This window comes from Stenotrophomonas sp. LST15-1-1.1 (genome assembly GCF_040815575.1).
In the GTDB taxonomy this organism is placed as follows: domain Bacteria; phylum Pseudomonadota; class Gammaproteobacteria; order Xanthomonadales; family Xanthomonadaceae; genus Stenotrophomonas; species Stenotrophomonas lactitubi_B.
Genome location: NZ_JBFPNJ010000034.1, coordinates 118,589 through 141,684 on the forward strand (window position 1 = coordinate 118,589; position 23,096 = coordinate 141,684).

Here is a 23,096-nt window from a genome sequence, read left to right on the forward strand (position 1 = left end):
CACATCGATTGAAGCGGAATGCACCGGGACAGGCCCGGTGCATTCCGCAATGACGCCTCAGCCCAGCGGGGTGAGCAGGCGCGGGCCTTCCTGTGCGCGTCCGACCATGTACACACCGCCTTCGGGCAGCAGGTCGGTCCCGGCAACAAGGCTTTCCTCGCCGGTCTTCCACGGCGCCCGCTGGCGCGGGCCTGGGATGTAGGCAGCCCAGCGACCGTAGCGCTCGCTCTGTTTGTCGAAGAAATAATTGACCGGTACGCGCACGGTCCAGAAGTCCCGGTCCTTGTCCTCGCCGGTCGTGGGCGGGTTGAAGGTCCAGTCGCGGGCGTTCCTGACACTGGCCTTGGCCAGCACATCGCGCAGTTGGTTCATCGTGCGCTCGGGGCCGACCACGGTCAGGTTGGTCTGCTCGGCGATCACGTCCGCGACCTTGCCATCCCGCCCGACCCTGACCAGCAGCAGCACGGTGCCCTGGCCGCGGATCGATGCCGCCTGCGGTGGGTAGACCGGCGCGCGCATCCTTGCCCCGGTGACATCATCGGTGCTCGGCCCCTTGGAGTCGCTGAGCTTGCCGAAACGCGCGTCAGCGACCCGTACCTGCATGCTGCCGGCCTCCATGTTGTCGGCAATCAGCCGCAGGCGGACGGAGGTACGGGCCGGTACCGCCTTGCCGTCGATCAGCGTTGGCTCGAAACGCCAGCCCTGTACGGCCTTGTCGACAAAGCCCGCTACGCTGGCGTCAACCTTCTCGCGGTGATCGAGCTGGAACCCTTCAACCTGGCCTTCGCGACCGATGTCGATGACGCCGCTGAGGGTCATGCTGGCCTCGGCCTGCCTGCGTACCTCGCGCGCGGTCTGCGCATCGGCGGTGTCGATCAGGGCGGCACCGCCACCCACGGCGAGGGCCAACGCCAGGAAAAGAGAAGAACGCATCACACCTGCTCCTTGTGCATGTACGAGTGACCGACCCTAGCGCATCTTCGCAGCGGATTCACGCCGACGGACATCATGCCTCATGGCCCTGATTCAGGCCTGCTGCCTGAGCGGTGGTGGGCAGTCGCAGGGCCCGGGGTGCAGCATCACCCCTGTAGACGCCGCCGTCGGTACAGTCGATCACGCCAACCGCTGCGCAGCCGAGTACGGTGGCGTGTCCGGATAGTCACCCGCCGCAAAGCGCGCCTGCAGCCCCTGCCACCAGGCGGGGTCGAACAGATGCCGATAGTGCTCGCGCACCGCTGCCAGCTCCTGTGCCGGCAACCCCATGAATGGCCCGAACCTCTCCGGGAACACATCGCGCGGACCGACATGGAACCAGGGCTCATCGGCCATCGCCTCTTCCGGTGAGGATGGCGTGGGCCAGGCACGGAACACGCAGTCGCTGACCAGGCACAACTCGTCGTAGTCGTAGAACACGGCACGGCCGTGGCGCGACACGCCGAAGTTCTTCGGCAGCATGTCACCGGGGAAGATGTTGTTGCGCGCCATGTCGGTGATCGCCTGCGCGTAGTCGAGTACGGCTGCACGCACGGCCTCGCCGGCCTGCTCACGCAGGTAGAGGTTCAGTGGCCGGAAGCGGCGCTGCACGTAGCACAACGCGATCTCCACCTCGTCACCATCCACGCGCACGCTCTGCGCGCACTGCTGCAGCAGCTCGTCCAGCAAGGCGGGGGCAAAGCGTTCGCGCGGGAAACGCAGGTGCCGGTAGGGCTGCGCGTCAAGCAGGCGACCGACGCGATCGAGGTTGAACACCAGGGCGTACTTTTCCTCCACCTGCTGCCGCGACATCGCCTTGGGCCAGGCGAAGCGGTCGCGGATCAGCTTGAACACCAGCGGATAGCTGGGCAGGGTAAACACCGCCATGACCATGCCCGGCGTGCCTTCGGCGTGTGCCAGCCGTTCGTTCGGGTGTTCATTGAAGTGGCGGAAGAACGTCCGGTAACGCTCGGTCTTGCCCTGCTTGGCACGCCCGAGCACGGTGTAGATCTCGTCGATCGGCTTGCCCGGCAACAGGCTGCGCAGGAACACCACCGCGTCGCCAACGGTGGCCAGGTTGGCCTGGAAATAGCTGCGTGACACGCCGAACAGGTGAGCCACATCGCGACGCCGGGTCAGCACGGCATCGGCGCGCAGGCCCTGGTCGTCGTTGACCAGCGCGATCACGCACGGCGAGAAACGGTGTTCGCCGAACACGCGGCCGACCAGATAGGCGCGACGCTCGCGGTAGAACACGGTATCGAGCAGTTCGATGCTGCGCACCGGGGTGTCGCCCCAGTGCGCCAGATCGTCCTGCAGGCGCACGGCGATGGCAGCGGCACAGCGCAGCTGGTGCGCATACGGAACATCGAAGCGGTAGTCGGCCAGGACGCGCTGCAGCGCCTCCACCGGCCGCGTTGGCGAAACGGCATAGGTATGCCGCGCTACCGGATGGGTGATCGCATCGGAAGGCTCGACATCGAAAGCGATGAACTCCACGTCCGGATCCACGCCGCGGATGGCGAACAGCCGCCGCGACAGGGTGTTGTAGAAGGTCTTGTACAGTTCGGCGTCGATCAGGCCCTGCAGCAGGGCGCTGTAGTGCGCGTGCACCTGCAGCCACAGCGCACGTTCGCTGACGGCGTCGCCGGCCAGCCGCCGCAGCGCATCCATCTGCTCGGCGATGCACAGGTCGTACAGGGCAATGCGCTCCACGGCATCGTGCAGCGCCGCTGCCCAGTCGCGCTGCTCGAAGCGCTTCCGCGCGCGGGCCGTGATCACCGCGAAACGGGTGTGGTACTGCTCGAAACCATCGCGGATGGCACCGGCAATGCGCGGCGCCAGCTCGGCAGCGATGTCAGGCTTGGACATGCACAGCTCACCCGGGAGGACCGGCTCCACCATACGCTGGCGTGGGGTGGCTTGTGTAGCGCCGAGCCCTGCCCGGCCGTTCCTGCCTCAGCGAGCCGGACAAACGCAACCATTCCTACAGACCCCGGGCCACTGCATTGCCTACGCTCTCAGGCCCATAACGGCATGAGGTGACGCATGCAGCAAATGACCCTGATCCCACGCATGGAGGAAGGCAACGTAATCCCGCAGCGCGCCCGCGACGGCTACATCAGTGCAACGGCGCTGTGCCAGTCCGTCAACAAGCGCTGGTCCGACTACCGTGCATTGAAATCGACCGGGGAGTTCATCGAGGAACTGACCGCGCAGACGGGCCTTGCGGAGGACCAGCTCATCCATGTGGTGTCCGGGGGTAATGCGGCGATGCAGGGCACCTGGATCCACCCTTACCTGGCCATCAATCTCGGCCAATGGTTGTCACGCAGATTCGCGGTGAAGGTGTCGCAATGGGTGGTGGAGTGGCAGCAGGGCCGGGCGAACGCGGTCATGCCCGCACACATCGACCGCTACATGCAGAACCGCTCGAAAGTGCCCTACACGCATTTCTCGATGTTGAACGAGCTGACCCTGAACCTGATCGCGCCACTGGAGCAGGCAGGCTATACGCTGCCACAGGAGCTGGTGCCGGACATCTCCGAGGGTCGGTTGTTCTGCAAGTGGTTGCGCGATCACAAGGGCATCGAGCCCAACACCTTCGACACCTATGAGCACAGCTATCCAGACGGCCGCAACGTGCAGGCAAAGCTCTATCCGAACGAGCTCTACGAAGACTTCCGCCGGCACTTCAACGAAACCTGGCTTCCCCTGCACGCGCCCAGATACTTCGCTGCGCGCGACAAGCAGGCGCTGACGTTCGTACGCACGCTTCTGCTACCTTCGACGTGACATCGCACCGGAACGATCCCTGGCTTGCCGTGCAGCAGCCAGGGATCGACGCCATCGAGCCGGTTCAGATCGCCAGCTCGGCCTCCACGTCCTGCACCTTGCGCCGCGCCAGGGCCAGGTTGGACTTGGTCCGGTCCAGCACGATGTAGAAGAACAGACCCTTCTTCTTCGCCACCGGGCGCATGATGTGATACGCCTTTCCGAGCGAGATCAGGATGTCCTCGATGCCATCGTTGAGGTTGAGCGAGGCGGCGGTTTTCATCTTCGCGCGGATCACTTCGGTATTGCCGGCGGCAGCCACTTCCATGTCCATGCCCGAACCGGCTTCGCCCAGCAGCATGCCGCTTTCGTAGTCGACCAGCGCCACGGCCTGCGCGCCATCGATACCCATCAGTGCAGTCAACGAATCATTCAGTCCAGCCACGTCGCACCCCTCTCAATGTTGGTTCGAGCCCCTCGTTCCCCTGCGGCCGGGCTCACGATCCGCTGAGTTCGGCCAGGATCGCCTGGCCACATTCCCTGCTCTGCCACAGCACCTGGCCGATCACGCTGCGCTGGTCACAGGCGGCCATCAGCAGCAGCGGTGCTCGACCTTCGGCCTGGATGGCCAGCATCAGCACCTTGCCGCCAGCGGCCTCCAGCATCAGCGTCTGCAGATCGCCCAGTGCCAGCTCGCGCCCCACCGCCGCAGCCAGGGCCAGCATTGCGCTGGTCATCGCCGCCAGTCGCTCGCCGCGCCCTTCCGCACCGGCGCTGACCAGGGCAAAGCCATCAACGCTGGCCAGCACCACGGTCCGCACCCCTTCCACCCGCTGCTGCAGGCCCTGCAGCAACGGCTGCAGGCGCTCACGCTGGTGGGCGTCGGGCAACGGCGCGCCTTGTCCATCAGCCATGTGCGGCCACCAGTGCATGCGCTTCCATTTCGCTCATCAGTACGTCCATCAGCAGCAGTCCTTGTTCGCGGTCACGGGCGTCCACCGCCAGCAACGGCAGCGGCTGGTCATCGAGGCGGGCGCGCTCGGCCCAGTCATCCAGTGCCGCCGCCGGCACCTGGTCAAGGTGGGTCACCGCCACCACCAGGGCCAATGCCGGACCGAACGGGCGCAGCACCTGCAGGTAGGCGTCCAGTTCAGCAGCCACCCCGGCCCGGCGCGCGTCGAGCAGCAGCACGGCACCGCGTGCGCCCTGCAGCAGGATCGGCCACAGGAAGTCAAAGCGCTGCTGGCCAGGCGTGCCATACAGACGGAGCCTTTCGCCGTTGGGCAGGTCGATATCGGCGTAGTCCAGCGCCACCGTGGTCGACGCCTTGTCCGCACCCGCGCGGTCGCTGTTGGCTACATCGGTATCGACCACCGCACCGGCGGCGATGCTGCGTACCAATGTCGATTTGCCGCTGCCCATGCCACCGAGTACCACCACCTTGTGCTCACGCATCGCGGTCACTCCCGCGCAGCGTCCGCCACAGTCGTGCCAGCAGGCCGGTGTCGGCAGTGCTGGCGCGTACGCCCGCCAGCGGTGCGACAGGCGCAACCTGCAGCTGTGCATAACCGCACAGGTAGGCGGCGTGGATGAAATCGCGCACGGCGGCGGCGGGAAGATCCAGCAGCATCGCGCATTCGTCCACTGTGCAGGCACGCTTGAGCAGCAGCGAACACAGACGGAAGCCATCGTGATCGTGGCCGAGCACGCGGAAATCCGGCCAGCGCAGCAGCTTCACCGAGGCCCCGCGCAGGCGCTCATCCAACGCCTGCCAGTGGCGGCTGCGCTGCGCCCATTGCCACAGCAACGGACGCAGCGGCAGGCGAGCGCGGTCTCCTGCCAGTGCCTGCAGCTGCGCCGGCAGCAGCGCATCCAGATACAGATGCTCGAAGCCCTGCGCCAGCCGTTCCACCAGCGCCGTGGCCGGCTCGTGCAGCAGCACTGCCTGGTCCTGTTCCAGATCCAGCAGCAGCAGCGGCTCTGCGCCCTCGCCCAACAGCGCCTGGCCCTGCCGCAATGGCAGGCGCTCGCGCAGCAGACGGGTGATCGCGTGCGCGCCATCTGCCAGGCGGATCGGTGTCGCTTCGGTGCCGGCCTGCATGCCGCGCAGTGCCCGTCCTATCGCACCATCATCCAATATGTCCTGGCCGCCATCGCCCTCGCGCAACTGGCCACCCAGGTCCTCGATCCAGCAGTGCAGGCGCGGGCGCTGCTGGCGCATGCGCAATGCCGCGTTGCGCAGTGCCGGCGTATCGCGGATCACCAGCAGGTCGCAGTCGTCCAGGTCCTGGCTGCGGCGGATCTGCCCGTCGGGCAGTGCCGAGGCCAACCGCAGCCGTTGCAGCAGGGCCTGTTCGCCCTGGATATCGGTTCCCACTACGAGCACGCGTGCCATCCGTGTTCCCCGTGCGACCACCTCCCCGGCGGTCTCGCATCGCCAAGGCTAGGCCATGGCTTGCCGCCATCGTCGTGATCGACTGCTCATATTGGTGGCAGTGGCAAACACGCACGCATCCGTTCTGCGACGGCCATCGCGGGCAAGTTTCATGCCGTGTTGACGGCATTCCGACAGATGACGGATTTCACGGTTCTGGGCGCGAGTGGACCTACGCCATGGGTGGGGTCAGAGCCCTCTGCGCTGCAGAGGGATCCGAGCCCAGGCTGGCAGAAAAAGAAACCCGCGCCGAGGCGCGGGTTTCGAGGTCACAACCAGACGGCCACGGATCAGCCGCGCAGCTGCTCCAGCGCAGCATTGAAGGTCGCACTCGGGCGCATCGCGGCAGCGGCCTTGGACACGTCCGGACGGTAGTAGCCACCGATGTCCACGGCCTTGCCCTGCACCGCGATCAGCTCGTCAACGATCTTCTGCTCGTTGTCGGCCAGTGCCTTGGCCAGCGGAGCGAAGCGTGCCTGCAGTGCAGCGTCTTCGTTCTGCGCAGCCAGCGCCTGTGCCCAGTACAGCGCGATGTAGAAGTGGCTGCCGCGGTTGTCGATGCCACCCAGCTTGCGCGACGGCGACTTGTCGTTGTCCAGGAACTGGCCGTTGGCCTCGTCCAGTGCCTTGGCCAGCACGCGGGCAGCGGCGTTGTCGTAACGATTGCCGAGGTGCTCCAGCGACGCGGCCAGGGCCAGGAATTCACCCAGCGAATCCCAGCGCAGGTAGTCCTCTTCGACGAACTGCTGCACGTGCTTCGGGGCCGAACCACCGGCGCCGGTCTCGAACAGGCCACCACCGGCCATCAGCGGCACGATCGACAGCATCTTGGCGCTGGTGCCCAGCTCCATGATCGGGAACAGGTCGGTGAGGTAATCGCGCAGCACGTTGCCGGTCACCGAAATGGTGTCCTCGCCCTTGCGGATGCGGGCCAGCGAGAACGCGGTCGCTTCCACCGGCGGCAGGATGCGGATGTCCAGGCCGTTGGTGTCGTGGTCCTTCAGATACGTCTCGACCTTGGCGATGACCTGCGCGTCGTGGGCGCGGGCGGCGTCCAGCCAGAATACGGCCGGGGTGCTGCTCAGGCGGGCGCGCTCGACGGCCAACTTGACCCAGTCCTGGATCGGCGCGTCCTTGGTCTGGCACATGCGCCAGATGTCGCCGGCTTCCACGGCGTGTTCGAACACCACGGTGCCGGCGTCGTCGGTGACCTTGACCACGCCATCGGCAGCGATCTGGAAGGTCTTGTCGTGCGAGCCGTATTCTTCAGCCTTCTGCGCCATCAGGCCGACGTTGGGCACCGAGCCCATGGTGGCCGGGTTGAAGGCACCGTTGGCCTTGCAGTCGTCGATGACGGCCTGGTACACACCGGCGTAGCAGCGGTCCGGAATGACGGCCTTGGTGTCCTGCAGCTTGCCTTCGGCGTTCCACATCTTGCCGGAGTCGCGGATCATCGCCGGCATCGAGGCGTCGACGATCACGTCGCTCGGCACGTGCAGGTTGGTGATGCCCTTGTCCGAGTTGACCATGGCCACGCCCGGGCGCTGTGCGTACTCGGCAGCCAGGTCGGCTTCGATGGCGGTGCGGGTGGCTTCGGGCAGCGACGGCAGGCGCGCGGCCAGATCACCGATGCCGTTGTTGGCATCGAAACCGGCCTGCTTGAGCACGTCGGCATGCTTGGCGAGCACGTCCTTGTAGAACTCGTTGACCGCCACGCCGAACATGATCGGGTCGGAGACCTTCATCATGGTCGCCTTCAGGTGCAGCGAGAACAGCACGCCCTGGGCCTTGGCATCGGCGATCTGCTCGCCGATGAAAGCGGCCAGCGCCTTGCGGCTCATCACAGCGGCATCGACGATCTCACCGGCCTTGACCGCGGTCTGTTCCTTCAGCACCACGGTGCTGCCGTCGTTGCCGTGGAAGGTGATCTTCAGCGACCCGGCGTTGGCCAGCGTGGCCGACTTCTCGCTGCCGTAGAAATCACCGGCGGCCATGTGCGCGACGTGCGACTTCGAATCGGACGCCCAGGCGCCCATGCGGTGCGGGTGCTTGCGGGCGTAGTTCTTCACCGACAGCGGCGCGCGCCGGTCGGAGTTGCCTTCGCGCAGCACCGGGTTCACCGCGCTGCCCTTGACCTTGTCATAGCGCGCCTTGTAGTCGCGCTGCTGGTCGTCGGCCGGGGTTTCCGGGTAATCCGGCAGCGGATAACCCTGGTCCTGCAGTTCCTTGATGGCTGCCTTCAGCTGCGGCACCGAGGCGGAGATGTTCGGCAGCTTGATGATGTTGGCGTCGGGGGTGGTCGCCAGCTGGCCCAGCTCGGCCAGGTCATCGTTGACCTTCTGCGCATCGCTCAGCAGTTCCGGGAACAGCGACAGGATGCGGCCGGACAGCGAGATGTCACGGGTTTCCACTGCGATGCCAGCGGTGGAGGTATAGGCGTCGACGATCGGCAGCAGCGACTGGGTGGCCAGGAACGGTGCTTCGTCGGTCAGCGTGTAGAGGATCTTGGACATGGGGGACTTGGACTCTGTAGCAGTGCTCAGGGGAAGGCCGGCGCCAGCGCCGGGCCACGTGCAACCGTGTCGCTTTCCTCCGCCGCCGTCAGGGTGGGCGCGCGCCGGAGAAACCCCTGCATTGTCGCGTTTTCAGCCGCGCGGGGCAAAGCCGCGCCATACGCGGCGGTACTGCACCCCGGCAACGCTGTGATCCATCCACGCATGGCGTGGATGGACGCACCGGGTGCGGGGCGTCAGTAGATCCACGCCATGCGTGGATGGAGCCTTCGCGCGAAAGCCACAAACAAAAAAGGACGCAGCCTCGCGGCTGCGTCCATCGTGAGTCCAACCGGGAGAGAGTCGGCGGACTTACTTGACCTCGAACTCCTGCGGCGTTCCGGCCGCCTTACCATCAACCATGACTTCGGCGCGGTACTTGCCGGCCGGCCAGCCATTGGCATTCTTGAAGGTGATGTTGGTGGTCTCGGCACCGCTGGTGTTCAGGGTCGCGTTCTGCTCACCGGCCACCTGGCCATCCTGGAAGGTCAGCTTGGCGCCGACGGTGACATTGTTGGCTGCGCCATCGGTCTTCACCGAGACGATGACATCGTCCTTCGGCGCGAACAGGGCAGCGGTGGTCACCGACTTGTCAGCAGCGGCAGACTTGCCGACGGTGACGGCCGACACAGCAACGGCCGATGCAGCCATCGGCGGCGGCGCGCCGGTCATCGGAGCGGGCGCTTCGGCCGGCGCGGTCGCTGCCGGAGCGGCATTGTTGTCTGCGGTTTCTTCCTTCTTCTTGCAGCCCACCAGGGCGACACTGCCCAGCAGCGCGGCCAGCAGGGCATTCTGAAGCGGGGTCGTCTTGATCATTCGGGATTCCTCCAAGGATTGTTCGGACGGCGATTGGATCGCCGGTATTACTTCGGCGGCAGTTTCAGGGTCTGGCCCGGGAAGATCTTGTCCGGGTCGTCGAGCACATCGCGGTTGGCTTCGAAGATCTTCTTCCAGGCGTTGGCATCGCCCAGGTGCTGCTTGGCGATCTTCGACAGCGAATCACCCTTCTGCACGGTGTAGGTGCCACCGCTGACCACCTCGGCGGTACTGTCCACCGAGGCACTGACGCCGGAAAAGTCCGCCTTGGGGACCTGCTGGGCGGTACTGTCGACGCTGCCACTGACGCCGGAGAAATCGGCTTTCTTCTCGGTACTCATCCACACACTCCCGTCTGTATGACTACATGGCTGGCACGGTGTCATAGAGGTTGTTAAATGGGGATGGTGCCGATGTGAAGCCCGCCCCCGGGGCGGCTGAACAATCGGGGCGGGACGCCGCCGATGGGCTCGCCGGGCATGGCCCGGCGTTACCAGTAACCGCCTGCGGCGGTTACTGCCGCAGTTCGCGGTAGGTCGCGGCCGGGGTGGCGATGCCGGGGCTGGCGCGCCACGGGTTGATGTCCAGGCCACCGCGACGGGTATAGCGGGCTTCCACTTCCAGCCACTGCGGCCGGCAGCGCGCCGACACTTCGCTGAAGATGCGCTCGACGCACTGCTCGTGGAACTCGGCGTGCTCGCGGTAGCTGACCAGGTAGCGCAGCAGGCCGGCACGATCGATCTGCGGGCCGCGATAGCGCACGCTGACGGTGGCCCAGTCCGGCTGACCGGTGACCGGGCAATTGGACTTCAGCAGGGCCGAGACCAGGGTCTCCTCCACCAGTGCGTCGGCGTTGGCCGACAGGTAGTCCGCCTGCGGCGGGCCATAGCAGTCGATGTCCACCTCAAGGCCATCGATCGACTCGCCCAGCGGCGATTCGCGCAGCGCCGGCAGCCCGAACGTGACCTGGACCGGGGTACCGGCGCAGGCCGACAAGTCGGCGACGAGGCGCTCGCGCAGGGCGTCGGCACTGTCCAGGCGGGTGCTGTTGAGCGAGTTCAGGTACAGCTTGAACGACTTCGACTCGATCAGCCGCGGCGAGGTGCACGGCACCTGCACGGTGGCGACGGCGACCTGCGGTTTGCCGCGCGGGTCGAGCCAGCTCAGCTCGAAGGCGTGCCAGCGGTCGTGGCCGACGAACGGCAGCGCGGCCTCGTCCAGACCGATCTCGGCGCGGGCGCCGACGCGGGGGATGGGAAACAGCAGGCCGGGATCGTACTGCGACGGGTAACTGACCTCGCGACCGAGGCTGGAATCCTGTGGGGTGTTCATGGTGCTTATTGTATCGCGCGCAGGGCGGGCCTTCGGCCGGGTCGGCCAACGGCGGAGCCCCTCCGTGGTGGACCCCAAAGCACAGTTCTGGGAGTTGGCCGGGTGGGTAGACGGGTCGGGGGACGCCGTAAACCCGTCCTTGGGGGCTTGGCCGCGGCATCCATGCCGCGGACACCCCCGCCCCGCCTACCCACCCGGCCTCTGACAGTTTCCTGCGCGCAGCCGCCACCACGGGAAAGATCAGAAAAATCAAAATCAAAAGCTGATTCTTCAGACCTTCCAGATGCCTGCCATCCACGCATGGCGTGGATCTACCGTGTCGACCAAGGTCGACACCCACCAACAGCCGCGTGGTCGACACCTACCAAAGCAGTGATGCCGTTCGGACAGATCGCGGAAATCTGTCGAAGGCGGGGTGGGTCCGGTTGCGGGGGTGTCCGCGGCATGGATGCCGCGGCCAAGCCCCCAGGGATGGGTTTACGGCGTCCCCCGCAACCGGATCCACCCCGCCATCCCACGAATAGCCAGCTTTTGCCGTTGCTCCGGCTGTTGCCGTTGCCTCGGCGGATGCAGGGCTGCAAGCCCTGCCTGCAACCCTCAACCAGCCGGGGTGCCGCCGCCGTGCAGATAATCCAGGCTCACCTGCAGCAGCGCGCGGAATCCGACATCCAGCGCCTTCTCATCCAGCAGGAACTTCGGCGAATGATTGGCCGGCGCCGTCGCCGGGTCGATGCCCACGCTGGTCGAGCCGATGAAGAAGAACATGCCCGGCACTTCCTTGGCGTACAGCGAGAAATCCTCCGCGCCCATCTGCAGCGGCGGCTCGTACACGTTGTCCTTGCCCACCACTGCCTGCAGGCTCGGCAGCATCTTCGCGGTCAACGCCGGGTCGTTCACCGTGGCCGGGTTGCCTTCCGATTCGTAGATGTCGGTCACCGCCTTGGCCCCGTGCGCGGCAGCCGTATGCTCGGCCACGTTGCGCAGGTCGGCGAAGATCTGCTGGCGCATGCCTTCATCGAAGGTGCGGATGGTGCCGACCATCTCCACTTCATCGGGAATGATGTTGTAACGGATGCCGCCGTTGATCGCGCCGAAGGTCAGCACCGCTGGCTGCTTGGAGAGGTTGGCGCGGCGGCTGACGATGGTCTGTGCGGTGCCGATCAGATCGGCAGTGGCCACAATCGGGTCAACGCCGTTCCACGGTGCCGAGCCATGCGTCTGGCGGCCGATCACCTTGATGCCGAAACGATCGGACGCGGCCATCAGCGGGCCACCGCGCACTGCGATCTGCCCTGCCTGCACACTGGAGAACACATGCAGGCCGAACACGGCTTCCGGCTTGAAGTCTGCAAACAGGCCTTCCTTCAGCATCAGCGCAGCACCGCCCTCTTCCGGCGGCGGCGCACCTTCCTCGGACGGCTGGAAGATCAGCATCACCTGGCCCGGCAGATCCTTCTTCATCGCCACCAGCGCTTCGGCCACGCCCAGCAGGGTGGCGGTGTGCGCGTCATGACCACAGGCGTGCATCACGCCTACGGTCTGCCCGCGGTACTGCGCAGTGGCCTTGGAGGCGAACGGCAAGCCGGTCTGCTCGGTCACCGGCAGTGCGTCCATGTCCGCGCGCAGGGCGATCTTCGGGCCGGGCTTGCCGCCTTCGATGATCGCCACCACGCCGTGGTGGGCGATGCCGGTCTTCGGCTTCAGGCCCATCGCACGCAGGCGCTTGGCGACCTCGGCGGAGGTGCGCTCCTCGCGATTGGACAGTTCCGGGTGCTGATGGAAATCGCGTCGCCATTCAACCACCTTGGCCTGCAGGCGCTGCGCGGCAGCGGTCACTTCCGGGCGCTGGGCGTCCTCGGCATGGGCAAGGGCCGGCAGGGCCAGCAGCAGGGCGGACAGCAGCAACGAACGGCGCATCTCGATCTCCACGGAAGGGGTCTGCACCTGAATGTAGGGCAACCTCGTCGCTACGGGAACCTCCACCGTCGCCCGCCGGTCTGAGCGCCCGTCCCATCCGTCATGCAGGAAACCCGGTGGGCCACAGGTATGCTTTGCGCATTGCCACCCGGGGTGCCACCCCGTCCAGCCCTCTTGGAGTCTTGAATGTCACGTGTTTGGAAGATCGTGCTGCTGGTCGTGGCGGTACTGGTGCTGGCCGTGGTCGGCCTGCGCGTACTCGGTGGCGGCAAGGACAAGGCCGCCGGGCAGGAAGCAGGCGCCCGCCAGGGCGGTGAAGATCCCGATGCCGGCCCGGTGCCGGTGACCGTGGTCGATGCCGCGCGCCAGGACGTGCCGGTGTATGCCAGCGCGCTGGGCACGGTGACCGCGATGAACACCGTGACGGTCAGCCCGCAGGTGGGCGGCCAGCTGATGAGCCTCAATTTCCGCGAAGGCCAGGAAGTGAAGAAGGGCGACGTGCTGGCGGTGATCGACCCGCGCACCGCCCAGGCCAGCTATGACCAGGCCGTCGCCTCCAAGCGCCAGAACGAAGCCTTGCTGGCCACCGCGCGCTCGAACTACCAGCGCTCGAACGCGCCGGAGTACCGCCAGTTCGTGGCCAAGACCGATCTGGATACACAACGAAACCAGGTGGCACAGTACGAAAGCGCAGTGGCGGCCAATGAAGCCAGCATGCGTTCGGCGCAGGTGCAGCTGCAGTACACCAAGGTCACCGCGCCGATCACCGGTATCGCCGGCATCCGCGCGGTCGACGCCGGCAATGTGGTCAACGCCGGCACCGCACTGGTCACCCTGACCCAGATCCATCCGATCCACGTGCTGTTCAACCTGCCCGAGCGCCAGCTCGGCGACGTGCGCCAGGCGCAGGCCGCCGGCAGCGTACCGGTCGCCGCGCTGGACCGCGCCGATTCGCACGTGCTCAGCGGCGACGGCAAGCTGGACGTGGTCGACAACCTGATCAGCGCCGACAGCGGCACCTTCAAGGCGCGTGCGGTGTTCGACAACACCGACAACGGCCTGTGGCCGGGCCAGTTCGTCAATGTGCGCATGCAGTTGCGCACCATCGGCGGCGGCGTGGTGATCCCCACCCAGGCAGTGCTGCGTGGCCCGGACGGCGAGTACGTCTACGTCGTGCAGGGCGACAACACGGTGAAGATGCAGACTGTGCGCAGTGGCGTGGAAGTGGGCGACAGCCAGGTGCAGATCGCCGAAGGCCTGAAAGGTGGCGAGCGCGTGGTCAGCGAAGGCCAGTTCCGCCTGAAGCCGGGCAGCAAGGTGACCGCGCTGAAGCCGGGCGAGACGCCGGCTGCACCGACCGAGGCCGAACTGAAGGCCGCCGAACAGAAGAGTGGCGGCGGTCGCCGCGGTGGTGGCCCGCGCTGAGCGCAGGCCCCTGCTCTTCCCCGCGCCGGCGATCCCGCCGGCGCTGCCATTGAAGTGCCAGCAAGGATCAGTCCGTGGGCTTTTCGACGATCTTCATCCGCCGCCCGATTGCCACCTCGCTGTTGATGGCGGGCTTGTTGCTGCTGGGCATCCTCGGTTACCGCAAGCTGCCGGTGTCGGCGCTGCCGGAAATCGATGCGCCCAGCCTGGTGGTGACTACCCAGTACCCCGGTGCCAACGCCACCACCATGGCCTCGCTGGTGACGACGCCGCTGGAGCGCCAGTTCGGGCAGATCTCCGGGCTGGAACTGATGACCTCCGATTCCTCGGCGGGGTTGTCCACGATCATCCTGCAGTTCTCGATGGACCGCGACATCGACATCGCCGCGCAGGACGTGCAGGCGGCGATCCGCCAGGCCACCCTGCCCTCGTCGCTGCCGTACCAGCCGGTCTACAACCGGGTGAATCCGGCCGACGCGGCCATCGTCACCCTCAAGCTGACCTCCGATACGCGGCCGCTGCGCGACGTCAACAACTACGCGGACTCGATCCTCGCCCAGCGCCTGTCGCAGGTGCAGGGCGTGGGCCTGGTGTCGATCGCCGGCAACGTGCGTCCGGCCGTGCGCATCCAGGTCAATCCGGCGCAGCTGTCCAACATGGGCCTGACCCTGGAAGAGCTGCGCAGCGCGCTCACCCAGGCCAACGTCAACGCGCCGAAGGGCTCGCTGAACGGCAAGACCCAGTCCTACAGCATCGGCACCAACGACCAGCTGGCCAGCGCCGCCGAGTACCGCGACACCATCATCAGCTACAGGAACGGCCGCCCGGTGCGGCTGTCCGACGTGGCCGAAGTGATCGATGGCGTGGAGAACGACCAGCTGGCCGCATGGGCCGATGGCAAGCCGGCGGTGCTGCTGGAAGTGCGCCGCCAGCCGGGCGCCAACATCGTGCAGACCGTGGAGCGCATCCGCGCGCTGCTGCCGCAGCTGCAGGGCGTGCTGCCGGCCGACGTGCACCTGGACGTGTTCTCCGACCGCACCGAGACCATCCGCGCCTCGGTGCATGAAGTGCAGTTCACCCTGATCCTGACCATCGGCCTGGTGGTGGCGGTGATCTTCGTGTTCCTGCGCCGGTTCTGGGCCACGATCATTCCCTCGGTGGCGGTGCCGTTGTCGCTGGCCGGCACCTTTGCGGTGATGGCCTTTGCCGGCATGTCGCTGGACAACCTCTCATTGATGGCGCTGGTGGTGGCCACCGGCTTCGTGGTCGACGATGCGATCGTGATGATCGAGAACATCGTGCGCTACATCGAGCAGGGCAAGAGTGGCAAGGAAGCGGCGGAGATCGGCGCGCGCCAGATCGGCTTCACCGTGCTGTCGCTGACGGTTTCGCTGGTGGCGGTGTTCCTGCCGCTGCTGCTGATGCCCGGCGTCACCGGCCGCCTGTTCCACGAGTTCGCCTGGGTGCTGAGCATCGCCGTGGTGCTGTCGATGCTGATCTCGCTGACGCTCACCCCGATGATGTGCGCCTACCTGCTCAAGCCCGATGCGCTGCCGGAGGGCGAGGACGCGCACGAACGTGCCGCTGCGGCCGGCAAACAGAACCTGTGGACGCGCACCGTCGGCCTGTACGAGCGCAGCCTGGACTGGGTGCTGGAACACCAGCCCCTCACCTTGGCCGTGGCCGCTGCCGCGCTGGTGTTGACCGTGCTGCTGTACGTGTTGATTCCCAAGGGCCTGCTGCCCGAACAGGACACCGGCCTGATCACCGCCGTGGTCCAGGCCGACCAGAACATCGCGTTCCCGCAGATGGAGCAGCGCACCAAGCAGGTGGCCGAAGCGCTGCGCAAGGACCCGGACGTGACCGGCGTGTCGGCCTTCATCGGTGCCGGCAGCATGAATCCCACGCTCAACCAGGGCCAGCTGTCGATCGTGCTGAAAGAGCGCGGCGAGCGCGATGGACTGGATGACATCCTGCCGCGCCTGCAGAAGTCAGTCGCTGGCATTCCCGGCGTGGCGCTGTACCTGAAGCCGGTACAGGACGTGACCCTGGACACCCGCGTGGCCGCCACCGAGTACCAGTACTCGCTGTCGGACGTGGACAGCGTGGAGGTTGCACTGCAGGCCAACCGCCTGACCCAGGCGCTGCGCCAGCGCCCGGAACTGGCCGACGTCGACAACAACCTGTCCAACCAGGGCCGCGCACTGGAACTGAACATCGACCGCGACAAGGCCAGCGTGCTCGGCGTGCCGATGCAGACCATCGATGACACACTCTACGATGCGTTCGGCCAGCGCCAGATCTCGACCATCTTCACCGAGCTCAACCAATACCGTGTGGTGCTGGAAGTGGCGCCGCAGTTCCGCACCAGCACCGCGCTGATGGAGCAGCTGGCGGTCGCCTCCAACGGCGCCGGCGCACTGACCGGCACCAACGCGACCAGCTTCGGCCAGGTCACCTCGTCCAACTCGTCGACGGCCACCGGTATCGGTGCGCAGAACACCGGCATCACCGTCGGTGCCGGCAGCATCATCCCGCTGTCGGCGCTGGCCGAGGCCAAGGTGTCGAGCGCGCCGCTGCTGGTCAGCCACCAGCAGCAGCTGCCCGCGGTGACGGTATCGTTCAACGTCGCCCCGGGCTATTCGCTGTCCGATGCGGTCAAGGCCATCGAAGAGACCAAGGCCAGCCTGGACATGCCGGCGCACGTGCATGCGCAGTTCATCGGCAAGGCCGCCGAGTTCACCGGCAGCCAGACCGACGTGGTGTGGCTGCTGCTGGCGTCGCTGGTGGTGATCTACATCGTGCTGGGCGTGCTGTACGAGAGCTACATCCACCCGATCACGATCATCTCTACCCTGCCGCCGGCCGGCGTCGGCGCGCTGCTGGCACTGATGGTCTGTGGCCTGAGCCTGTCGGTGGATGGCATCGTCGGCATCGTGCTGCTGATCGGCATCGTCAAGAAGAACGGCATCATGATGGTCGACTTCGCCATCGAGGCGCGGCGCACCGGCGCCAACGCGCGCGAGGCCATCCGCCGCGCCTGCCTGCTGCGCTTCCGCCCGATCATGATGACCACCGCGGCGGCCATGCTCGGCGCGTTGCCGCTGGCGCTGGGCACCGGCATCGGCTCGGAACTGCGTCGTCCGCTGGGCATCGCCATCGTCGGCGGCCTGCTGCTGTCGCAGCTGGTGACGCTGTACACCACGCCGGTGATCTACCTTTACATGGAGCGCTTCTCGGAATGGCTTGCCCGTCGCCGTGAACAGCGCGCGCTGCGCGATGGCACGGTGCAGGAGCCGCAGGCATGACCCTGGTCCCGCACCTTCGGCGGGCTGCACGATGAACCTGTCCGGCCCCTTCATCCGCCGCCCGATCGGCACCGCCCTGCTGGCCATCGGCTTGTTCATGGTCGGCGTGATCTGTTACCTGCGGCTGGGCGTGTCGGCACTGCCGAACATCGAGATCCCGGTGATCTTCGTGCACGCCAGCCAGTCCGGTGCGGACGCAGCGACCATGGCGTCCACGGTGACCGCACCGCTGGAGCGCCACCTCGGCCAGCTGCCGGGCATCGACCGCATGCGCTCGTCGAGTTCGGAAGGCAGCTCGCTGGTGTTCATGATCTTCCAGAGCGACCGCGACATTGATTCAGCCGCGCTGGACGTACAGACGGCGATCAATTCGGCGCAGGCCGACCTGCCCTCGGGCATGGGCTCGCCGATGTACCAGAAGGCGAACCCGAACGACGACCCGGTGATCGCCATCGCGCTGACGTCGCAGACGCAGTCCGCCGATGAGCTGTACAACGTCGCCGACTCGCTGCTGGCCCAGCGCATCCGCCAGATCGGTGGTGTCGCCTCGGTGGACATCGCTGGTGCCTCCACGCCGGCAGTGCGCGTGGACGTCAATCTGCGCCTGATGAACGCGCTGGGACTGACCGCCGACGACCTGCGCAATGCCGTGCGCGCGGCCAACGTGACCTCGCCCACCGGCTTCCTCAGCGATGGCAACACCACCACGGCGATCATCGCCAACGATTCGGTCGCGCGCGCGGCCGACTTCGCCGATCTGGTGGTCAAGACCCAGGGCGATGGCCGGGTGATCCGCCTGAAGGACATCGCCAACGTCTACGACGGCCAGCAGGATGCCTACCAGGCCGCGTGGTTCGACCACAAACCGGCCGTGGTGATGTATGTGTTCACCCGTGCCGGCGCCAACATCGTCGAGACCGTGGACCGGGTGAAAGCGCAGATTCCCGCCTTGCGCGATTACCTGCAGCCGGGCACCACGATGACGCCCTACTTCGACCGCACCCCGACCATCCGGTCGTCGCTGCACGAAGTGCAGATCACCCTGCTGATCAGCCTGGCGATGGTGGTGCTGACGATGGCGCTGTTCCTGCGCCGGTTGGCGCCGACACTGATCGCTGCGGTCACCGTGCCGCTGTCACTGGCCGGTGCCGCGCTGGTGATGTACGTGATGGGCTTCACCCTGAACAACCTGAGCCTGCTGGCGCTGGTGATCGCGATCGGCTTCGTGGTGGACGATGCGATCGTGGTGATCGAGAACATCATGCGCCACCTCGACGAGGGCATGCCGCGGATGCAGGCGGCCTTCGCCGGTGCGCGCGAAATCGGCTTCACCATCGTCTCGATCACCGCCTCGCTGGTGGCGGTGTTCATCCCGCTGCTGTTCGCCAGCGGCATGATGGGCGCGTTCTTCCGCGAGTTCACCGTGACCCTGGTGGCGGCGATCGTGGTGTCGATGATCGTTTCACTGACGCTGACCCCGGCGCTGTGCAGCCGCTTCCTCAGCGCACACGACCACAAGGCGGCGCCGTCGCGCTTCGGCCGCTGGCTCGATGCCGGTCACGAGCGGATGCTGCGCATCTACACCGTGTTCCTTGATTTTTCGCTGCGCCATGCGCTGCTGCTGTCGTTGACGCCGTTGATCCTGATCGGCGTCACCATCTTCCTGTTCGGTGCGGTGAAGAAGGGGGCGTTCCCGCCGCAGGACACCGGCCTGATCTGGGGCCGCGCCAACTCCAGTGCGACGGTGTCCTTCGAAGACATGGTCAGCCGCCAGCGTCGCATCACCGACATGCTGATGGCCGACCCGGCGGTGAAGACCGTGGGCGTACGCCTGGGCAGTGGCCGCCAGGGCTCCAGCGCGCAGTTCAACGTCGAACTGAAGTCGCGCAAGGAAGGCCGCCGCGAAACCACCGCACACGCACTGGCACGACTGAGTGCGAAGGCCGACCGCTACCCGGACCTGCAGCTGCGCCTGCGCGCGATCCAGGACCTGCCCAGCAATGATGGTGGTGGCAACAGCCAGGGCGCGCAGTACCGCGTCTCGCTGCAGGGCAACGATCTGGCCGCGCTGCAGGAATGGCTGCCCAAGCTGCAGGCGGCGTTGAAGAAGAACCCGAAGCTGCGTGATGTCGGCACCGACGTCGACAATGCCGGCCTGCGCCAGAACATCGAGATCGACCGTGCCAAGGCCGCGCGCCTGGGCATCTCGGTCGGCGCCATCGACGGTGCGCTGTACGGCGCCTTCGGCCAGCGCCAGATCTCCACCATCTACTCGGACATCAACCAGTACAGCGTGGTGGTCAATGCGCTGCCATCGCAGACCGCCACGCCCGCGGCGCTGGACGAAGTGCATGTGCGCGCACGCAATGGCGAGATGGTGCCGATCACGGCGGTGGCCAGACAGGCGCCGGGCCTGGCGCCCTCGCAGATCACCCATGAAAACCAGTACACGACGATGGACCTGAGCTACAACCTCGCTCCCGGCGTCAGCATGGGCGAGGCCAAGGCCATCATCGACAGCACCGTGGCGGGCATGCGCATGCCCGGCGACATCCGCCTGGCCGACGACGCGGGCTTCGGCTTCAATTCCGACCCCAGCGACATGCTGATCCTGGTGCTGGCGGCGATCCTCACCGTCTACCTGGTGCTGGGCATCCTGTACGAAAGCCTGATCCACCCGGTGACGATCCTGTCTACCCTGCCGGCGGCCGGCGTGGGTGCGTTGCTGGCGCTGTTCGGCACCAACACCGAGCTGTCGGTGATCTCGATGATCGCGCTGGTGCTGCTGATCGGCATCGTCAAGAAGAACGCGATCATGATGATCGACTTCGCCCTGGTGGCGCAGCGCGAACATGGGCTGACCCCGCGCGATGCTGCCCGCGAAGCCAGCATCGTGCGTTTCCGCCCGATCATGATGACCACGATGGTGGCGATCCTGGCGGCGGTGCCGCTGGCGATCGGCCTGGGTGAAGGGTCGGAACTGCGTCGCCCGCTGGGCATCGCGATGATCGGCGGCCTGCTGTTCTCGCAGAGCCTGACCCTGCTCAGCACACCGGCGCTGTACGTGATCTTCTCGTGCCTGGCCGAGCGCTGGAAGGCGCGGCGCGCGCGCAGGCGTGAAGCGAAGCTGCTCAAACGCGCGCAGCGGGCGTAGCAAGGCCCATCCACGCATGGCGTGGATGTACTGCAACACCTGCCTCAGGTGGGTGCGGACCGTTGGTCCGCACCCCGATGGCATTTGACGCGCTGTAACGAAAAGAGAACAATTCTCATCCAGCCATGGTCCTGCGCCCCCTTGCGGCGCCCCGCTGCCGTTGCCGGCACGCCTGTGTGATCCCAGCCACCGACCTTTCCCCCCCTGCATGGGCGGATGGCCCGTGGCCGCCCGCCGAGGATCTCCATCGATGTTGCCCATCCGCTCCCCCCGCATGGCCGTGCTGGCCGTCGCGCTGTCCGCCGCCTGCACTGCCCACGCCGAATCCCCGGCCGAATCCCGCAGCACCACCGATCTGGACGCAGTCAAGGTCATCGCCGAGCGTACCCACACCGAGGCTGGCGCCCTCGGCGATCGCGCCCTGCGTGATACCCCGTTCGCGATCACCGCTGTCGGCCGGGAACAGATCGAACAGCGCCAGGTCGTGTCGTTGGGCGAGGCGTTCCTGCTCGATCCTTCGGTCACCACGCAGGTAAGCGCCTATGCCAGCGGCTGGAGCTCGCCGATCCGCAACCGCGGCATCGACCTGAATTTCGACAGCTACCGGGTCAACGGCCTGCAGGTCTCGTCCTGGGGCACCGAGTGGCCGCTGGAAGTGATGGAACAGGTCGACCTGCTGAAGGGCCCCGGCGGGTTCCTGTACGGCTTCGGCGCACCAGGCGGCATCGTCAACTACATCACCAAGAAGCCGACCCAAGTGCCGACCTTCTCGGCCCAGCTCGGCTGGCGCGAGCAGGGCATCGTCAGCGGCGGCATCGACGTCGGCGGCCGCTTCGGCAACGAGCAGATGTTCGGCTACCGCTTCAACGCCTACCAGGAAAAGGGCGAAACCTTCAACGGTGGCCATGTCGATCGCAAGGTCGGCGCACTGTCGCTGGACGCGCGCTTGAGCGATGCGCTCACCTGGACCTTCGACGGCGTGTTCCAGTCGCGCGATCTGCGCGAGGAATCACCGCAGTACTATTTCCGTGGCCTGACGTCGCTGCCGCGGTCGATCGCCGGCGATGTCGACAACAGCGTGCCTGGCACCTACTACGACACCCGCTCCAGCCTGCTGTCCACCGCACTGAACTGGCAGATCAACAGCGACTGGAAGGCCAACCTGAGCTATGGCGTCACCACCTCGTGGAACGACGTCAACAAGATCTTCGCCTACATCGACGACCTCAACGGCGACTACGACGTCAACGTCTACGAGCTCGGCGGCAAGAGCGAGTGGAAGCTGGCGCAGGCACTGGTGCAGGGCAGCTTCGGCACCGGCCCGCTGCGGCACCAGCTGGTGGCCGGCGTCAGCCACCAGACCGGGCTGGGCTGGGACCGTCCTTACGAGTTCAGCCTGATCGGCCGCGCCAACCTGTACCAGCGCCATGACATCCGCCACGACGCAGTCGGTTCGCGGGTGATGACCCGTGGCAGCGAAACCGTGCAGAAGGCCGTGTTCGTCAGCGATACCGTCGACCTCGGCCATGGCTGGTCGGTGCTGGCCGGCTGGCGCTACAACGATTTCGAGACCAAGGGCGCCTACCACACCTACCCGGTCACCCCGACCTACGCGGTGATGTTCAAGCCCAGCGAGGCCGTCACCCTGTATGCCAGCTACATCGAGTCGCTGGAAGCCGGCGGCCGCGTGGGCAACAGCTACGTCAATGCCGGCGATGTGCTCGACCCCACCATCAGCAAGCAGTACGAGATCGGCGCCAAGGTTGAAGCGGATCGCTGGAACGCGAACGTCGCTGCCTTCCGTCTGGAGCGTGGCGCCAACATCGATCAGCTGACCGATGCGGGCAAGCGCCTAGTGCAGGATGGCATCACCCTGTACGAAGGCATCGAGGCCAGCGCCGACCTGCACCTGAGCGATGCGCTGACCGTCGGTGGTGGCGTGACCTGGCTTGACCCGACCTACGACAAGCTGTCACCGGGCAGCGCAGCGCAGGAAGGCAACCGCACCGTCGGTGCTGCACGCTGGAGCGGCGTTCTGCACGCCACCTACCAGCTGCCGTGGGTGGAAGGGCTGGAGACCTACGCCGCCGTGCGCTACTACGGCGATGTCTGGTATGACGCCGACCACACCCTGAAGCTGCCCGACTACACGCTCGTCAATGCCGGCATCGGCTACCGCCTGCTGGCGTCCGGTCACCCGGTGACCCTGCGTGCCAGTGTGGAGAACCTGGCCAACCGCAGGTACTGGTCGAATGCGGGCGTCGGCCTGCCGCGCACCTTCGCGCTGAGCGTGCGGTTCGACATGTAAGCGACCGGCAAACGGTAGTGCCGGCCGCTGGCCGGCTCCTCGCACCTTCGTCCGGGCTCAAGAGGAGCCCGCCGGCGGCCGGCACTACCGGGTATCGAACGGA

At 66.5% G+C, this 23,096-nt stretch carries 16 protein-coding genes; 5 read left to right on the forward strand and 11 right to left on the reverse strand.

Annotated elements, in window-relative coordinates:
- Positions 1-57 precede the first annotated feature (57 nt).
- Both MRBLST15_RS20605 and aceK read right to left on the reverse strand, forming a co-directional pair.
- Positions 58-933: an energy transducer TonB gene (locus MRBLST15_RS20605; RefSeq protein WP_367787736.1), complete on the reverse strand. Its 876-nt coding sequence runs from the start codon at positions 931-933 to the stop codon at positions 58-60.
- 180 nt (positions 934-1,113) lie between these two features.
- A complete protein-coding gene (gene aceK, locus MRBLST15_RS20610) occupies positions 1,114-2,844 on the reverse strand; it encodes a bifunctional isocitrate dehydrogenase kinase/phosphatase (RefSeq protein WP_265952178.1) in 1,731 nt (576 codons plus the stop codon).
- Between the two features lie 177 nt (positions 2,845-3,021).
- On the opposite strand from aceK, the gene MRBLST15_RS20615 reads away from it, so the two are divergent.
- The gene (locus MRBLST15_RS20615; protein WP_265952177.1) at positions 3,022-3,768 is read left to right on the forward strand and encodes a KilA-N domain-containing protein; all 747 of its coding nucleotides are present in this window, start codon (positions 3,022-3,024) and stop codon (positions 3,766-3,768) included.
- A gap of 64 nt (positions 3,769-3,832) precedes the next feature.
- Here MRBLST15_RS20615 and MRBLST15_RS20620 read toward each other — a convergent pair whose 3' ends face one another.
- The 9 genes from MRBLST15_RS20620 to MRBLST15_RS20660 form a co-directional block, all read right to left on the reverse strand.
- Positions 3,833-4,192 (reverse strand): hypothetical protein, encoded by a 360-nt coding sequence (locus MRBLST15_RS20620; RefSeq protein WP_025878601.1) that lies wholly within the window; start codon positions 4,190-4,192, stop codon positions 3,833-3,835.
- A 52-nt stretch (positions 4,193-4,244) separates the two neighbouring features.
- Positions 4,245-4,661, reverse strand: a complete 417-nt coding sequence (locus MRBLST15_RS20625; RefSeq protein WP_367787741.1) for a roadblock/LC7 domain-containing protein — start codon at positions 4,659-4,661, stop codon at positions 4,245-4,247.
- Entirely contained in the window at positions 4,654-5,202 is a 549-nt protein-coding gene (locus tag MRBLST15_RS20630) for a GTP-binding protein (protein WP_312705991.1), read from the reverse strand. The genes MRBLST15_RS20625 and MRBLST15_RS20630 overlap by 8 nt, the downstream gene beginning before the upstream one ends.
- On the reverse strand, positions 5,195-6,142 hold the full coding sequence (locus tag MRBLST15_RS20635; protein ID WP_367787744.1) for a hypothetical protein: 948 nt from the start codon (positions 6,140-6,142) through the stop codon (positions 5,195-5,197). Before MRBLST15_RS20635 ends, MRBLST15_RS20630 begins: the two co-directional genes overlap by 8 nt.
- Before the next feature lie 329 nt (positions 6,143-6,471).
- A complete protein-coding gene (locus tag MRBLST15_RS20640) occupies positions 6,472-8,694 on the reverse strand; it encodes an NADP-dependent isocitrate dehydrogenase (protein WP_367787747.1) in 2,223 nt (740 codons plus the stop codon).
- Between the two features lie 351 nt (positions 8,695-9,045).
- Positions 9,046-9,549, reverse strand: coding sequence for a hypothetical protein (locus tag MRBLST15_RS20645; RefSeq protein WP_265952171.1), 504 nt, complete (start codon positions 9,547-9,549; stop codon positions 9,046-9,048).
- A 47-nt stretch (positions 9,550-9,596) separates the two neighbouring features.
- Positions 9,597-9,890 (reverse strand): LysM peptidoglycan-binding domain-containing protein, encoded by a 294-nt coding sequence (locus MRBLST15_RS20650; RefSeq protein WP_025878595.1) that lies wholly within the window; start codon positions 9,888-9,890, stop codon positions 9,597-9,599.
- A gap of 172 nt (positions 9,891-10,062) precedes the next feature.
- A complete protein-coding gene (queF, locus tag MRBLST15_RS20655) occupies positions 10,063-10,881 on the reverse strand; it encodes an NADPH-dependent 7-cyano-7-deazaguanine reductase QueF (protein WP_367787752.1) in 819 nt (272 codons plus the stop codon).
- A gap of 597 nt (positions 10,882-11,478) precedes the next feature.
- Positions 11,479-12,798 carry a M20 family metallopeptidase gene (locus MRBLST15_RS20660; RefSeq protein WP_367787755.1) on the reverse strand — a complete coding sequence of 440 codons (1,320 nt, stop codon included), beginning with the start codon at positions 12,796-12,798 and terminating at the stop codon, positions 11,479-11,481.
- Positions 12,799-12,984: 186 nt separating this feature from the next.
- On the opposite strand from MRBLST15_RS20660, the gene MRBLST15_RS20665 reads away from it, so the two are divergent.
- The 4 genes from MRBLST15_RS20665 (at position 12,985) to MRBLST15_RS20680 (ending at position 22,993) form a co-directional block, all read left to right on the forward strand.
- Complete coding sequence (locus tag MRBLST15_RS20665; protein WP_367787758.1) at positions 12,985-14,223, forward strand: efflux RND transporter periplasmic adaptor subunit; 1,239 nt, start codon at positions 12,985-12,987, stop codon at positions 14,221-14,223.
- A gap of 74 nt (positions 14,224-14,297) precedes the next feature.
- On the forward strand, positions 14,298-17,531 hold the full coding sequence (locus tag MRBLST15_RS20670; protein ID WP_367787761.1) for an efflux RND transporter permease subunit: 3,234 nt from the start codon (positions 14,298-14,300) through the stop codon (positions 17,529-17,531).
- 31 nt (positions 17,532-17,562) lie between these two features.
- Entirely contained in the window at positions 17,563-20,685 is a 3,123-nt protein-coding gene (locus tag MRBLST15_RS20675) for an efflux RND transporter permease subunit (protein ID WP_367787764.1), read from the forward strand.
- Positions 20,686-20,935: 250 nt separating this feature from the next.
- Positions 20,936-22,993: a TonB-dependent siderophore receptor gene (locus MRBLST15_RS20680; protein WP_367787767.1), complete on the forward strand. Its 2,058-nt coding sequence runs from the start codon at positions 20,936-20,938 to the stop codon at positions 22,991-22,993.
- Positions 22,994-23,096: the final 103 nt, after the last annotated feature.